This is a genomic window from Neobacillus mesonae (genome assembly GCF_023715155.1).
In the GTDB taxonomy this organism is placed as follows: Bacteria; Bacillota; Bacilli; order Bacillales; family Cytobacillaceae; genus Neobacillus; species Neobacillus mesonae_A.
This window is the reverse complement of record NZ_JAMBNQ010000005.1, coordinates 67612-82687: the sequence shown is the minus strand read 5'-3', so window position 1 is coordinate 82687 and position 15076 is coordinate 67612. Positions and strand designations below refer to the sequence as shown.

Sequence of the window (15076 nt, the reverse complement as noted above, 5' to 3'; positions counted from 1 at the left end):
TTACCTATTGTTATGTATTATTTTACCACAGATTAAAGGCGGTGTGAGCAGAGCTAGGCATTACTAATCTAAAATGCTGCGATTTAAAAACACCAGATATAAAAAATATTACAGCGTTTTGCCTCTTTTGCTCACAAGAAAAGAGCAGGATTCGCATGGAATCCCGCCCTATCGAAGGGGAACTGCTTCATTTTTTACGTTCAATTAGGAATGTTTCTTTGATAAACACCTCATTTGACAATTTAGTGTTTGGATAAAGAATCATCATTGTTCAAGCTGACCATCCCCTAATGTTTTTATCGGTTACCTTACCTTTAAAAACGGATGATGTCTGCGATAAACACCTCATTTGTTAGGTTATTTTACCAAAACTTTGTGGTGTTATATGAACTCACAATGGTTACATGCACATTGTACAAAACAACCATCCCCTTATGTTTGAAACGTTTGTGAAGCTATTCTGGTTTGAAACGAATATTGTCTTTTGTAGACACCTCATTTCAAGTGTGTGATGAATTTCTTCATCAAGTGAATTTCCCCTTCGAATATTATCATGTCCGTTTTGGTGAGATCTATACAAATTTATTTTAAAAAGTTATTTTCTATTTTTATCAAGCACAATTTGTTAAAATAACAATAATCATGCTACGGAAGGACGTTGCACATGGCTTTATTATCAATCGAAAATCTTGTTGGCGGCTATACAAGAAATCCTGTTTTAAAAGATATTTCATTTGAAGTGGAGAAAAAGGAAATAGTCGGCTTAATCGGACTGAATGGTGCAGGAAAAAGTACGACGATTAAGCACATTATTGGATTAATGGAACCCCATCAAGGGGCAGTTAAGATAAATGGTAAGATTTTTACCGAGGATAAAGAAGCTTATCGCAGGATGTTTACCTTTGTTCCGGAGACCCCTATGTTATATGAAGAATTAACATTAGACGAACATTTGCGCTTAACTGCGATGGCCTATGGCTTGGAGGAATCCACATATAAAGAAAGAATTTCGCCGCTTTTGTCAGAATTTCGGATGGAAAAAAGGCTCAATTGGTTTCCTGCCCATTTTTCAAAAGGGATGAAACAAAAGGTGATGATTATGTGTGCATTCCTTGTTCAGCCGTCCCTGTATATTATTGATGAACCATTTCTTGGTCTTGATCCGTTGGGAATACAATCATTGCTTGATTTGATGAAAAAAATGAAGGAAAATGGGGCTGGAATTTTAATGTCAACACATATACTTGCTACTGCAGAAAAATATTGTGACCGTTTTGTTATTCTTCATGAAGGAAAAATTAGGGCGAAAGGAACACTTGCTGAACTAAGGGAACAGTTTTCGATGCCAAAAGCATCACTTGATGATTTATACATTCAATTAACAAAGGAAGAAAACCATGTTTGATGATAAAAAATTATGGAAAGACAGGGCTGGAAATCGGTTAAAAGATTTAAGCAGATATTTAAAGTATATTTTTAATGGGCACCTTGTCATCGTATTATTGTTTCTCATTGGTACAGCAGCTTTTTATTATCAAAATTGGGTTGAGACCCTGTCACCTCAATTTCCTTCTGAGGAGATTTTAGCTGTTATTCTTGGTTTTTTTCTTACATATAGTCCTGTTTATAACTTTTTGCTTGAGGCAGATAAAGTTTTTTTAATTCCAGTAGAAGATAGACTCAAGGGATATTTTTTGCGATCAGGAGCGGTTAGCTGGCTATTTCAGGGATATGTACTCTTATTGGTCTTTGCGGTTCTGATGCCAATGTATGCCCATGTAAGTGCAAGCGGCTTTAGTTTATTTTTGCCATTTTTAGCGGTACTCTTAGTGGTTAAAGTTTGGAATTTAGCTGTGAAATGGAAGATTCTGTACTTTGTACAACTCTCTGTCCAAAGATGGGATACGATTGTTCGTTATTTTATAAATTTTACCCTAACTTACCTGCTGTTAAAGCAGGCAAATATTTTTATCCTTATAGTCATAGGCGTTATTATGCTGCTATATTTCCGCTATTTTTACGTGCGGACACGGAAAATGGGCTTAAAATGGGATGTACTGATTGATCAGGAAGAAAAGCGGATGTCTTCCTTTTACAGAATGGCTAATATGTTTACAGATGTACCAAATATAAAGGAAACGGTGAAACGAAGAAAGTATCTTGATGTTTCCCTCAGCCAAATTAAATTTTCTCAAGACCAGACATATATGTATTTATTGTCCCGGACGTTTTTACGGTCCTCCGATTATCTGGGTCTATTTATCCGCTTGACAATTATTGGCGGGCTGGCTATTTATTTTATTTCCTTCGGTCTAGGACAGATCTTACTGAGTGTGTTGTTTTTGTATTTAACCGGGTTTCAATTACTGCCGCTCATAAATCATCATCAAAATAAATTATGGATTGATTTATATCCTGTTCCGGTGAAAGATAAACATAAGGCTTTTCATTCTTTATTAATGATAATTCTATCAATTGAGGCAGTTCTATTTGCATTGCTGATCCTTATTAAAGGAGAGGTTTCGACCGCTCTTCTAGATATTCTGGCTGGTATCATATTTAATTGGCTGTTTATCAATATTTACAGTAAAAATCGTTTAAAAGGGCGGTAAAACCCTGCTGATTGGCGTTTCACTTTCTCAAAAAAGGACTGATTTATTAAACGTTTCGCATAAGTATAGATAAGGGGTGCAAGCGAAATGAATGAGTATGAATTGAAAGTATATGATGAAGTGAAGGAATGGAAACACAAACTAACAAGACGCTCTGGGATGATGAAGCGGATTTCAAAAAAAGCGCAAGTAAAAGTGAATGACTACATTCCAGATAAGGTTCATCAGATGATGACTGACAGCATTAAAGCAATGGTAAAAGCGACATTATTGGGCTCACAAATTACAACAAATCATAAGCAGGCATTAGGACTTACTTTAGAAGAAAGAGATGAGCTGGTTCGAAAAAAAATCTTAACGTATCAAAAGACGGCGATTGTTGAAGGTGCTGGTACGGGTGCAGGCGGCCTTTTATTAGGATTGGCTGATTTTCCGCTGCTTTTGACAATTGAAATGAAATTTTTATTCGAAACAGCTGCCATTTATGGTTTTAATACAAAAGAGTATGAAGAACGGTTATTTATTCTGCATGTTTTTCAGCTGGCTTTTTCCAGTGATGAAATTCGCAGGCAGACATTAGATGATATTGAGAATTGGGAAACAAAGAAAGAAGAGCTTGTGGAAATGGATTGGCGGAAGTTTCAGCAGGAATATCGTGATTATATGGATCTTGCTAAAATGTTTCAGCTTGTCCCGGGAATAGGCGCATTCGTCGGCGCCTATGCGAATAACAATATTTTAAAAACTCTCGGAGAAACGGCAATGAATGCCTATCGCTTACGGATGTTACAAAAATCCCCTGAACTTTAAAAGTTCAGGGGATTTTCAGTTTATCCCGCATTAACGGCAGTATCACCCCTGCTTCAGAACTTAGCGATAGCAGGAAGTATAAGCAGGGGGGCACTGCCTCATATGACCGATTGGTGAGATAAAGTGAAACTTGCAGCCGTGCTTTTTGACGGCTTAGTTGAACTAATCGGGTAAAATAGCAGCGCGGGACTAACAATCAGTGGTGGATGGAAAAATCCCGCTGTTTGAAGTTTCACTTTATATTAAAAAGATCGCTGCAATAGTTGTCACGATTAGTCCGGTTACAACTGGGATAAGATTCCGTCTGGCAAGTTCAAACGGGTCGACATTACAAATAGCGGCAGCAGGGATTAAAGCCCATGGTACGAGCGTTCCGCTACCGACAAAAGACAAAATGCTATTTTATTGAAACTATTACTATTTCTCTAGGTTTTCCAGTACCCCTTTTATATTCTTCTTTGGTGTCAATAACAATCTGAGAAAAAAGTGTGGTCATCATTTGCTTCCGTTCATTATCATTTGCCAATTCCCAAAGAGATCTAATATTTTCAGTAAGATAAGTGATTTCATCTGTATTTTCGTTTCCTCTTTTATATGCACTTAGCTCAGCCCGAATACTTTTTTCTTTTGCTCTTAATTCATCAGTATTCTTAATTAATTCATCAATGCTAATACGGTCAAACCTATAGAGATTGTTTTCTTTCTCCAACATTTTTTCTATATGTGCTAGTTCTGTTTCTAAATCTTTTATTTTTTTATCAGAAGTACTTGATTCTGTATGACCCTTGATTTCATCAATTAAATCGTCAAAGTCAGTAAAAATTTTCTTAACTAAACTATCCTCTAAAATGATATGACTTGTACATTTTTTTCCAGCCTTTTTTCCCGAGCATCTATAAGTTTTTTTTTCAGAACTTTTATGCCCGCTCATCGCAGATCCACAACGACCACATCTTAAAATTGTTGAAAAATAGTAATTGCTCACTTCTCTTTTTCCTCCGAATGTTCTTCTCTTTTCAAGAATATCCTGCAACTCCCAAAATGCATCTCTAGATATAATTTTTTCGTGGATACCATCGAATAAATCCTCTGGCTTTGGCGGCTTTTTATAATCTTTAGGATTATCATAAAAGGTTAAATAACCTGCATATATTGGATTATTTGCGATTCCTCGCACTGTATCAACGTGCCAATCGCCACCTTTTCTGGTGGGAAATCCATTAATAGTTAGTTGTTTTGCTATTGTAAAAAATCCAAGTGATTTAGCTAATTCAAAAATTTTTTTTACCACTTTTTTTTCATCTTTATTTATTACTAATTCTTCATTAATAATTTGATAACCAAATGGAGGCATTCCACCTTTCCATTTACCTAATTTGGTTTTCTTCTCCATGCCCATTCTTACACGTTCAGCTGTATTCTCCCTTTCCCACTGTGCAATAGCGGCAACAAGAGTGATAAATAATCTTCCCATAGCATTTGTAGTATCATAAACTTCTGTCGCACTTTTAAATTTACACTCATGTTCATCCAAAACTTTTAATACTTCATATAAATCAAGTACAGATCTAGTCAATCTGTCTAATCTATATACTAATAAAACATCAATTCCGCCTTTTTTTATTTTTTCCATCATTAATTGAAATTTAGGTCTATCTAAGTCTTTAGCAGAATATCCATCATCAATAAAAGGTTCGTCAACGATTTCCCAACCTTGAGATAGACAAAAAGCGCGTAATTTTTCTTCCTGAGCAGCTATAGAATATCCGTGTTTTGCTTGTTCATCAGTGGATACCCTTATATAAATAACACATTTCATTTTAGATCACCTCAATATAATTAATTATGTTTTTGGGAGTAATGTATGTATGGGTGTATGAAATCTGAAGTTTGTATTCTTTGGAGTAAAGTAAGTACTTGACTGTCGTGCGCAGTGAGATTAACTCACTGTTTTTCCGACCAAATGAAATCATATAGGTCTTCCATTTGCACATTCAGTTGAAAGGCGATATTCTTTGCTGTTTTATAAGACATGGTGGTTTCGTTATTAGCATAAGCATTAATTTGCTGTTTCTTCATTCCTAGTTTTAATGCTAATTCAACTTGTGACATTTTCTTTTTTTTAAGGATTTCATTTAGTCGGCATCTGCCGACATCAAACACTCTTTCACCGCCTAATTATTGATCATAGGACTTACACTGTATAAATATTTTCCAATTATTTTTATATCTTCACAATTTTCTTTTGTATATTTCTGATCAATAAATGAATCATCATAAGAACTTGGTTCTAATACAATTAAGTCTGTAAATTTATATACTTTTTTTAGTGTTGCAAAATTCCCATTTACAATTACCGCGGCTATTTCTCCATTTTCAACTTCTGATTGCTTTCTTAATATCGCGTAATTTCCATTTGGAACTATCTTGTTCATACTTTCACCATGAACAACTAAACCAAAAATTTCAGTGGGATTTGCAACTTCATAAGGTGGAACTATCTCATCAACAATATCTTCAATTGCTTCAATAGGCTGTCCAGCTGCTATTTTTCCTATGATAGGAATTTTTCGTGTCTTTTTATTATGAATTGACAAATATTGTTCAACTAAATTTGTTCCTTTAACTAATTCCAATTTGCCATTAATTATTTGAGCAGTTGTATTCTTATAAGTAGTATCTATATCTGCTTTAGTTACACCAAATACTATGGCCATTTTTTCAAGTACTCCTGGACCAGGCATAGCTCTATAATTCATGTAATCACTCATAGTGCTTTTTGCAATTCCGATTCTATTCGCTAGTTCAGATTGGGTCATATTATTTTTTACTAGAAGACTTTTAATATTACTAGCGATGACCTTCTTTTGTTCATCCATCAAAATCACCACCTTAAATTCTTTTGTAAATTATAATTTACAACTAAACAATAACATATTACGAAAAATTCGTAAAGTATGAAATTTGTATGAAAATATCGTAATTTTGTATTGAAATTACATTAAAATGGTAATATCATGGGTACATAAGGAGGAGATAACAGTGGTAAAAAAGCAGTGGACAATCAGTGAACTTCGTGAACGTACAGGTTATAATCAAGCGCAGTTCGCTAAAGAAATTATGCATGTATCACCGAAAACCCTCTGGTTATATGAACAGGACTCTAGCAATCTTCCAGATGATTTAATCAAAAAATATATGTACTTGTTCAATGTAACTTATGAGGAAATTTTTTTTGGCCCAAAGTACGATAGAATCGTACTCGTTCGAAAGGAGATTGAGAAGCGAATTGAGATGTTAAAAAATATCGAACTTGTAGAGCAGTCCACATGAATAACCAGCATATGCTTTATCAAGAGGTGATCAACATGAGAATTGAGATGACTGAAGAAAAACTTCGTAAATTGAAACCTATATTTGAAAGCATTTTGTCAAGAAAGTATGGTAAGGAAATTAAATTTGTCACATTAACCATGGGAAAAATCACCATTAAAAATTAAATTTTAAATTTTATTTTTTTTAAAGGAATTTGCAAAATATGTTGTCGATTAAGGGGTGAAAATGGTGAATAAAGTTATTTTGTCGAAAGAAGAAGCTAAAGCGTTGGAAGTTGCCCTGGAAAGAAGTAGTGGGGATAAATCAAGTATAGTTCAATGGCATTCACATAATTTGTGGGATGACAAAACAGCACCATTAAATGATTTGGATTTAGATACTGTTTGCCAAGCATTGTATGTGGGATATGAAGTTGAACCAGGGCCGGAGGAAAAAGTTATAAACTTTTATGAAGCTAATGCCGCAAACCCTGCGATTGAATTTGCAGTTAGGCAGACTCTCAAATTACTAAATTATCAAATTAAAGGAATTAATTGCTAATGCTGGATTATTGGAAAACATGCCTTCCACACTTATCAGATGCAGATTTAGCAAACCTTGCCTTTGATACTGAACGCCGAATCGGTTCTCATATCGCTGGTGGTAATCCCATTGATGAATATGTACAGAGGCAGCAGGCGTTACTGGAAGTAATCCAGGACGAGCTCTTAAGGAGGTAGGCACATGGGTTACATCTTTACTGGTTTGATTATCTTTGTACCTGCATTACTGGCGTTTGCGGCAATTGAAAGGAGGTGAAATAAATGTCACATGGAGAGGTTACAGTTTGGTATATGACTGAGGAAGAACGTTTAGCTTATATCGAAAAGCATCCAATCATTCCAATAGAAAAACCAAAGGGTTCATCGTATGAAGATATACATGAAATGCAGCATAAGAAATCAAAAGTCCGTAAGAGTTATAGAAGAAGAATCACGGATGATATCGATATTAAAAAACTATACAAGATGTATAAAGCAGGTAACACCTTAAGAGATATTGCTAAAGCTTTTGATGTCTCGCTTAATACAATATTCGTCTACATCAAAGAACAAAGGGAAATTAATCCGGAAAAATGGCCACAACGAAAATAAGACCCACTGCGGCAACAGCGAGTCTTAAAAGAAGGGTTTTTCTAAACAACCTACATACATCATAGAGGATGTAACAGCAAAAAATCAAGGGGAGGTAACGGAATGAATATTGAAGATAAATTAGCTTATATTCGCAAGGCTCTTGAATTGGGAGCAAAAGTTGGAATAAATTTTTACTTTATTGAAAATAAGGAAAAAGCAGCGGAGATTATGGTCGAATTGCAACCTGCTGTTCAGGTGGAATATGACAGCAACGATGGTACACATTGGTGTTATGCAGATGATTATGACAACCAATTAGAAACTACTGTTTTTTATCAATCGAAATAAAAAGGAGATAAAAATAATGATGAACTCATTACAGCAAATCGAACTAATGGAAGTTGAAGAAATCCAAGCGCAGGAAAGTAAGTTTGAAATTATGGATATTAACGGCTTGAATTGGGCATTCCGTAAATTATCCGCTTTAAAGTCTAAGGAAAAGGAAATTAAGCAGCTGGCAGATATTGAACGGGACCGTATCGCTCGATGGGAACAAGAAGAGTTAAATCCTATTGTTAATAGTATTAGTTTCTTTGAATCTCATATTCAACTATTCCATTCACAACAACTGGCTGAAGATCCTAAAGCTAAAACAATCAGCACGCCTTATGGTAAATCAAAATCACGTAAGACTAAGGAGGTTCCAGATAAAGCAGATGAGTCCGCAATCCTACAGCATGTTATTGAAAATGGCATGGATGAATATATCAAAAATAGTTTGAAATGGGCTGACTTTAAAAAGGCAGTAAAGATTGTGGAAGTATCCGGCGAAAAGGCTGTAGTTGATGAAAATGGACAAATTGTTCCTGGTATGACCGTTAAGCCAGAATCAATTACTTATAGTGTGGAGGTGTAAAAGTGGAAATCACAAACGGTGCCCAAATTACAAAAAGTAAAAAAGCAAAAATCATCATCTACTCTAAACCCGGTGATGGAAAAACGACAGTAGCAGGTAAGCTCCCAGGTAAAACATTGGTATTAGATATCGATGGTACCAGTCAAGTGCTTGAAGGCTATTCAAATGTTGATGTAGCGAAAATCGATGGTAAAAATCCGCATGACAGCATCTTGCAATTCTATGCTATTGCAAAAGCAAATATCGATAAATATGACAATGTATTCATCGATAATTTAACTCATTACCAAAAATTATGGTTATTAAAGAAAGGAGAAAACACCAAAAGTGGAATGCCAGAATTAAAAGATTACGCTTTACTAGATAACCATCTTTTAGGATTAGTAGAAACGTTTAACACATTAGATGCAAATATTATTTTTACGGCTTGGGAGACAACAAGGGTTATTACTCATGATGATGGGCAGCAATACAATCAATTCATTCCAGATATTCGAGATAAGATTGTTAATCACATCATGGGGATTGTTCATGTTGTTGCAAGATTAGTTCGAAAAGCTGATGGTACAAGAGGTTTTATTCTCGAAGGAAATCAAAGTATTTTTGCGAAAAACCACTTAGATCAGCGTAAAGGCTGTGTGCAAGATGAATTAATAGTGTCATCCACAAATCAAAATACAGGGGGAAATAAATAATGTCATTCTTTAAATTTGATGAGGAAAATGCAAGTGCTGGATTTGAATTAGTTGCCGAAGGTAAATATGAAGCTGTGATCTATAACGCTGAAGCAGGTAAAACACAAGCTGGTAAGCCAAAATTATCAGTTGACTTTGAAATCAGAAGTGATGTACCGCAAAACCATCAAGGCGCAAAGATTCTTTATAATACATTTACTTTTGAACATGAAGTTGCTGTAAAGATAGTCAACTCATTATTAAAAGCTTGTGGTTTTCCTAATGGTCATCCATTTAATTCGCCGGATGATATGGCCAAACAGCTTATCAATAAAAATTTAAAAATCACTGTTAAGCATGAAGAATATGAAAAAGACGTTGACGGTGTTAAAGAAAAACGAAAGGCTGCTAAAGCGAAATATTATGATGTGTCGGATGTTACTCCAGTAATGCAAGATGGCGGAATAACAATTAATGATGATGATATCCCATTTTGAGAAATAACTGAATAGAGAGGTTGGTCTTTGCCGGCTTCTCTTTTTTATACCCTAAAAACGTAATCGGAGGGCGAAATGAAAGAAAATCCATACAACTTTAACGAAATCCCTGCCGAATTAAAAGCCCTTCCTCAATGGATTTTGTGGAAAATGGAAAAACGAAATAATAAGCCAACTAAAGTACCGTATCAAGCAAGTGGAGAGATGGCCCAGGCAAACAATCGCCGGACATGGAGTACATTTGCTACGGCAGTTAAGTTTTATCTTCAGGGTGATTATGACGGCATTGGATTTGTTTTTAGTCGGCAAGACAATTACATCGGAATTGATATTGATAAATGTGTTACTGATGAAAAACCTAATGCATTTGCAACAGAAATCATAGATACGCTTGATAGTTATACAGAGTTTTCACCATCCGGTAAAGGTATCCACATCATTGTAAAAGGTAATCTTCCACAGAATGTAATTGGTACTGGGAGAAAAAATACAAAACATGGATTAGAAATTTATTCTTATGGTCGTTACTTCACATTCACTGGAAATCGTGAAAATTCCAATGATGTTTATGAACGAACAGATGAACTTGGAGATGTTTTTGAACGATATTTTGATGACAGCGATATTCAAGGCCGTATCAATCTTGCTGAATTTGAAAAAGATGAAATCAAAATTTCAAATGATGTTCTTTGGGAGAGAATATTCCGCTCAAAAAATGGTGATGAAATACGCTCATTGTTCAATGGTAATTTAATCGATGGTGATCATTCAGCAAGTGACTTAGCACTATGTAATCACTTAGCATTCTGGACAGGTAAATCAGCAACTCGCATGGATACGATGTTCCGGGAATCGGGCCTTATGCGTGATAAATGGGATGTAATCCATTATAGAGATACTAATGAAACATATGGCGAAAGGACAATAGCAACAGCCATTGCTTCTACTTCCACAACGATCTTAGACAACAAGGAGCAATTCGCAGAGTTCTCTTTTGACTTTCACACTGGAGATGCTGCTGAGGTTGTGGAAGAAAAACCGAAAAAGAAATTTCGTTTAACTGAACTTGGTAATGCTGAACGGATTGCTTATGAATATGGCCATGTAATCAAATATGTATCTGATATGGGTTGGTTAATCTGGGACGGTAAGCGATGGAAGTTAGACACCAAGAAAGAAATAGAGCGAATTACCGCAAAAGTGCTACGGAGTCTTTATAAGTCAGATGATGAATTTGAAAAGAAATGGGCCCGAATGTGTGAACGGAGAAATATTCGAATGAATAGCATTAAGGACCTTATGCCATTGGTTCCTGGCAGTCGTGATGATTTTGATAGACATAAATATTTATTTAACGTCGAAAATGGCATCATCGATTTAAAAACTGGCAAATTAAAAGCGCATGATCGTGAATTGAATTTAACAAAATTAGCAAATGTCGAATTTGACGAAAATGCAAAATGTCCTGTTTGGCTAACGTTTTTAAATCAAATTTTTAAAGGTGATAAAGATTTGATTGATTACATGCAACGACTCATAGGTTATTCGCTCACTGGAGATATTTCCGAGCAAGGTATGTTCTTTCTTGTTGGTGGAGGGTCTAATGGTAAATCTACTTTTGTGAATACGATTAAAAAAATAGTAGGGGATTATGGAACCCAGACAAACTCAGAAACTTTTATTAAAAGAAAAAACGATGGAGCGAATAACGATATTGCTAGATTGGCTGGATCTCGATTTGTTTCAGCAGTGGAGTCAGAAGAAGGTGAAAAACTTCAAGAATCACTTGTTAAGACTATTACTGGTGGTGAACCAATCACAGCACGATTCCTACGACAGGAATATTTTGAGTTCATCCCCGAATTCAAAGTCTTTTTCACAACTAATCACAAACCAGTAATTGGTGGTGTGGACGACGGTATTTGGAGACGTGTGAAAATTATTCCTTTTACTTTAAGCCTAAAACCACACGAACGGGATAAAAAACTTGAAGAAAAACTATCAATGGAAATGCCTGGTATTTTAAATTGGGCGGTCCAAGGTTGTCTAAAATGGCAGCAATCAGGTTTAAAAGAACCGAAAGTTGTATTGGATGCAACGGGTCAGTACAAAGAAGATATGGATATTTTAGCTCCTTTCTTGAATGAAGCTTGTTACATCGATGAACCGAAAAATGAAGCGATCAAAATCGAAGCAAAAGAATTATACAACGTATATGACAACTGGTGTTATAAATCCGGTGAACGTACTTTAGGAAATCGGTCATTTTATCGAATGTTAGAAACAAAAGGATTCGGAAAAACGAAAGGAACTGGAAATAAAACATTTTTGACAGGAATTACCTTAAAGGAACGAATACCAGTTACTAAAGGGATTACCGAAAACGAAGAAACATCCTTTTTTAAGCTCACTTAGTAACTAAAGTTAGTTTAAATAACTTTTAATAATTTTTTGCAAAGTCAGTTGTATCAATGTATTGAGAGTGTTTTTTTAGTAGTTAGTTAGTAAGATTATTGGTTTTTTTATAAATTAAAAAAATAAAAAAATAATATATATATAAGTCTATTATATACGCTACAAGCCGAAATCCCGATAACTTTTCTAACTATCGACTACTAAATTACGGTTGAAGCGTTGGTGTTAAAGGGTTTTAAGTGAAATTCACTTAGTAACTAAACGTTATTAAATACCCTTTTTCGTTAGCAAACGGCTGTCTTTCAATATTCCTAATAACTGAAAGGTGGAGAAGTGATGGAAGTATTCATTTCTAACAACCTACGTCGAAAAAAAGGAGCAAAAAGAATATGGCAAGGAACTATTTTCTCTAGGTATTTGTTTTATTGCAATTTAACAGGTGTTAAACCAATTAGCACTATGCAATTTTACAAAGAATTAGAGTCGCGTGGATTCAAACGTAAAAAAATTTACTTTTACAACGTGGAGTTGAAGGAGTTGCCATGCAAGTACTAATGATTCTAAGCCAAATATGGAAATCTGGTGCCGATATTTATCTTGATAAAAAAGATGATCGGATTGCAATTGATAGACAAAAATTGATTCCAGCAGATGTAATGGATGCTGCTGAAAATAATTTTAAAGAAATCGATGCTTGGTTTAAATCGTGGAAAAATGCCAGTCCTGTGAAAATCACACTCAAAAAAATGGTTCATCAATTCTGTGGATGGCAGGAAAATGAAAAATTGCTTGATTGGTTATTGGATGAAAAAGAATCTCTAATGATGTTTGATGATTGGATGATCGCTCTTAATAAGAATGGTTGGAAAGATATTTATGATGATTTCCGGCAATTTGAAAATGCTGAATCTGATAAATTAGCACAGGAATTATATAGACGTGCTGTTGCATATGCGAAGAAAGGAGCATGAGGATGGAAGATGCTTGGGTTTTACAATTGAAAGATGAATCTAAAGATGGATTAACCGGTGCTTGGTATTATGCAGATAACAATGAATTCGGTGATTTTATTACTCAAGATTTAAACGATGCAACTATTTTCAAAAATAAAGAAAAAGCAATTAGAGAAATGAAAGCTCATGAAGCCGTAATAAAAAAAGAATTCGGTGATGATGCGGTTTGTAATGCAGGCTATACAAACATGATGCAACATTTCAAATGGATTGAGGTGGAATTGCATGAGAGAAATTAAGTATCGTGCGTGGGAAAAAAGTCTAAAAGAAATAATTCCAGTACATGAAATAAATTTTGAAAGCAAAATGATAAATACAAAATCTGCTTGGCGGCTTTTCGATGAAATTGAATTAATGCAATACACCGGATTAAAGGATAAGAACGGTAAAGAGATTTATGAAGGGGATGTTTTAAAAGGACATTACTACGCATACGGAAGAAAAAGAAGATTTATAGGGAAAGTCGTTTATGGTTATCATGGATTTTGGTTAGTCGGCGTTAAGCAATATATGGGAATGAGACAAGATTTTAGCTCTCTTTATGAGGTAATTGGGAATTCATTCGAGAAACCAGAGTTACTGGAGGGAGTTCAGTGATCTCCTATCATTACACAGATACGGAATTAAATAAAATACTCAAAACATTAACGATAGTCATAGACACCAGGGAACAGGTTAATGGTCATATCCTAAATTATTTGCGGCAAAAGGAAATTCCTATAAAAATACAAAAATTGAACACTGGTGATTATGGCTGCATGATTCCTAGAAATGAAGAGTTGGGAATTGCTCGTGATATCTATTTAGATAGTCGATTGGAACGGAAGGCCCATATTGATGAAATCACAGGTAATTTACAAAAAGATACGGCAACAGCATTTGAGAATGAATTAATCCGGTCTAAGGACATTCCCTTTACTTTGATTGTGGAGGACCTGCATGGGTACGAAAAAATCCTGAAAGGTGAATATCGTTCCAAATACAATCCATTGGCATTGCTTGGCAGGCTCAATACATTCAAAGCTAAATACAATTTTGAAATTGTGTATTTAGACCAAAAATATAGCGGCAATTGGATATATCACCATTTTTATTATCAAGCAAAGCATTATCTTAGGTCGGGGATTATCTAATGAAAAATAAGCGTAAACAAAAGCGAAGGCTTAAAAAAGCCATCAAACGAAGGGGAAAAGATGTTGTAAAAACGTGCTGGCGAAACATATTCGTTAAAGCTGGGATATTAGAATAGATGAATATGCAGCAGTTATCTATATTTGATGTTTTAGATTTATCGATTGAAGATCAGTTAAAGGATTTAGATAATGGGGAGTATGTAGAATTCCACCGAGATAACGAAACTTTATTTATTAAAAGAGATTCATACGATTCATTGTTATATAAGTGTCCTGGTGTTTATGGTTATTTGCTTTCAATAAATTCAAAAGGTCATTTAGCTGATTTTGCTAACAATGTTTCTAATTGGATTGATGGGAATGAATTGTGGTGAACAATTGACCAAAATTGCGTCTTAAAAGGAGTAGTGAAAATGATGTTTTTTAAGAAATGGATATGCAAAAGAAAAGGTCATGAGTTTGAAAAAAAGCATATAGAACATGAACATGATGGTTGGGGCAATGAATGGCATTGGAAAAAATGTAAAAGGTGTGGGTATTCTACATTTGATGAAA

Annotated in this window: 23 protein-coding genes; 20 read left to right on the top strand and 3 right to left on the bottom strand. The window is 34.8% G+C overall.

Going from position 1 to position 15076, the window contains the following annotated elements; translation table 11 throughout:
• Positions 1-664: 664 nt before the first annotated feature.
• From M3183_RS07305 to M3183_RS07290, 4 genes are all read left to right on the top strand, one after another.
• Positions 665-1405, top strand: a complete 741-nt coding sequence (locus M3183_RS07305; RefSeq protein ID WP_251468053.1) for an ABC transporter ATP-binding protein — start codon at positions 665-667, stop codon at positions 1403-1405.
• Complete coding sequence (locus M3183_RS07300) at positions 1398-2612, top strand: ABC transporter permease (protein ID WP_251468050.1); 1215 nt, start codon at positions 1398-1400, stop codon at positions 2610-2612. Before M3183_RS07305 ends, M3183_RS07300 begins: the two co-directional genes overlap by 8 nt.
• 87 nt (positions 2613-2699) lie before the next feature.
• A complete protein-coding gene (locus M3183_RS07295; RefSeq protein ID WP_251468048.1) occupies positions 2700-3422 on the top strand; it encodes an EcsC family protein in 723 nt (240 codons plus the stop codon).
• A gap of 199 nt (positions 3423-3621) precedes the next feature.
• Positions 3622-3831, top strand: a complete 210-nt coding sequence (locus M3183_RS07290; protein WP_251468222.1) for a hypothetical protein — start codon at positions 3622-3624, stop codon at positions 3829-3831.
• Here M3183_RS07290 and M3183_RS07285 read toward each other — a convergent pair.
• From M3183_RS07285 to M3183_RS07275, 3 genes are all read right to left on the bottom strand, one after another.
• Positions 3820-5241: a recombinase family protein gene (locus M3183_RS07285; protein ID WP_251468046.1), complete on the bottom strand. Its 1422-nt coding sequence runs from the start codon at positions 5239-5241 to the stop codon at positions 3820-3822. The two genes, M3183_RS07290 and M3183_RS07285, sit on opposite strands and share 12 nt — an antisense overlap.
• A 125-nt stretch (positions 5242-5366) precedes the next feature.
• On the bottom strand, positions 5367-5585 hold the full coding sequence (locus M3183_RS07280; RefSeq protein ID WP_251468043.1) for a helix-turn-helix domain-containing protein: 219 nt from the start codon (positions 5583-5585) through the stop codon (positions 5367-5369).
• A gap of 11 nt (positions 5586-5596) precedes the next feature.
• Positions 5597-6304, bottom strand: a complete 708-nt coding sequence (locus tag M3183_RS07275; RefSeq protein WP_251468041.1) for a LexA family protein — start codon at positions 6302-6304, stop codon at positions 5597-5599.
• Between the two features lie 160 nt (positions 6305-6464).
• On the opposite strand from M3183_RS07275, the gene M3183_RS07270 reads away from it, so the two are divergent.
• The 16 genes from M3183_RS07270 to M3183_RS07200 all read left to right on the top strand — a co-directional run bounded on the left by M3183_RS07270 (position 6465) and on the right by M3183_RS07200 (position 14895).
• Complete coding sequence (locus M3183_RS07270) at positions 6465-6755, top strand: helix-turn-helix transcriptional regulator (protein ID WP_251468039.1); 291 nt, start codon at positions 6465-6467, stop codon at positions 6753-6755.
• A 35-nt stretch (positions 6756-6790) separates the two neighbouring features.
• Positions 6791-6922 (top strand): hypothetical protein, encoded by a 132-nt coding sequence (locus M3183_RS27060; RefSeq protein ID WP_285878969.1) that lies wholly within the window; start codon positions 6791-6793, stop codon positions 6920-6922.
• Between the two features lie 64 nt (positions 6923-6986).
• Positions 6987-7298, top strand: coding sequence for a hypothetical protein (locus M3183_RS07265; protein ID WP_251468037.1), 312 nt, complete (start codon positions 6987-6989; stop codon positions 7296-7298).
• The gene (locus M3183_RS07260) at positions 7298-7477 is read left to right on the top strand and encodes a hypothetical protein (protein WP_251468035.1); all 180 of its coding nucleotides are present in this window, start codon (positions 7298-7300) and stop codon (positions 7475-7477) included. Before M3183_RS07265 ends, M3183_RS07260 begins: the two co-directional genes overlap by 1 nt.
• An 84-nt stretch (positions 7478-7561) precedes the next feature.
• Positions 7562-7891: a hypothetical protein gene (locus M3183_RS07255; RefSeq protein WP_251468033.1), complete on the top strand. Its 330-nt coding sequence runs from the start codon at positions 7562-7564 to the stop codon at positions 7889-7891.
• 102 nt (positions 7892-7993) lie between these two features.
• Positions 7994-8221 carry a hypothetical protein gene (locus M3183_RS07250; RefSeq protein WP_251468030.1) on the top strand — a complete coding sequence of 76 codons (228 nt, stop codon included), beginning with the start codon at positions 7994-7996 and terminating at the stop codon, positions 8219-8221.
• Between the two features lie 19 nt (positions 8222-8240).
• The gene (locus M3183_RS07245) at positions 8241-8789 is read left to right on the top strand and encodes a host-nuclease inhibitor Gam family protein (protein WP_251468208.1); all 549 of its coding nucleotides are present in this window, start codon (positions 8241-8243) and stop codon (positions 8787-8789) included.
• Between the two features lie 2 nt (positions 8790-8791).
• Positions 8792-9484, top strand: a complete 693-nt coding sequence (locus M3183_RS07240) for an AAA family ATPase (RefSeq protein WP_251468028.1) — start codon at positions 8792-8794, stop codon at positions 9482-9484.
• Entirely contained in the window at positions 9484-9960 is a 477-nt protein-coding gene (locus tag M3183_RS07235) for a DUF669 domain-containing protein (RefSeq protein WP_251468026.1), read from the top strand. Before M3183_RS07240 ends, M3183_RS07235 begins: the two co-directional genes overlap by 1 nt.
• Before the next feature lie 75 nt (positions 9961-10035).
• On the top strand, positions 10036-12375 hold the full coding sequence (locus M3183_RS07230) for a phage/plasmid primase, P4 family (protein WP_251468024.1): 2340 nt from the start codon (positions 10036-10038) through the stop codon (positions 12373-12375).
• A gap of 542 nt (positions 12376-12917) precedes the next feature.
• Complete coding sequence (locus M3183_RS07225) at positions 12918-13346, top strand: hypothetical protein (RefSeq protein ID WP_251468022.1); 429 nt, start codon at positions 12918-12920, stop codon at positions 13344-13346.
• A 2-nt stretch (positions 13347-13348) separates the two neighbouring features.
• Positions 13349-13627, top strand: coding sequence for a hypothetical protein (locus M3183_RS07220; protein ID WP_251468020.1), 279 nt, complete (start codon positions 13349-13351; stop codon positions 13625-13627).
• On the top strand, positions 13614-13985 hold the full coding sequence (locus M3183_RS07215) for a YopX family protein (RefSeq protein ID WP_251468018.1): 372 nt from the start codon (positions 13614-13616) through the stop codon (positions 13983-13985). The genes M3183_RS07220 and M3183_RS07215 overlap by 14 nt, the downstream gene beginning before the upstream one ends.
• Entirely contained in the window at positions 13982-14521 is a 540-nt protein-coding gene (locus M3183_RS07210; RefSeq protein WP_251468017.1) for an ERCC4 domain-containing protein, read from the top strand. The genes M3183_RS07215 and M3183_RS07210 overlap by 4 nt, the downstream gene beginning before the upstream one ends.
• Positions 14521-14637, top strand: a complete 117-nt coding sequence (locus M3183_RS07205) for a DUF3983 domain-containing protein (RefSeq protein ID WP_251468015.1) — start codon at positions 14521-14523, stop codon at positions 14635-14637. The genes M3183_RS07210 and M3183_RS07205 overlap by 1 nt, the downstream gene beginning before the upstream one ends.
• A complete protein-coding gene (locus tag M3183_RS07200; RefSeq protein WP_251468013.1) occupies positions 14638-14895 on the top strand; it encodes a hypothetical protein in 258 nt (85 codons plus the stop codon).
• Positions 14896-15076 lie beyond the last annotated feature (181 nt).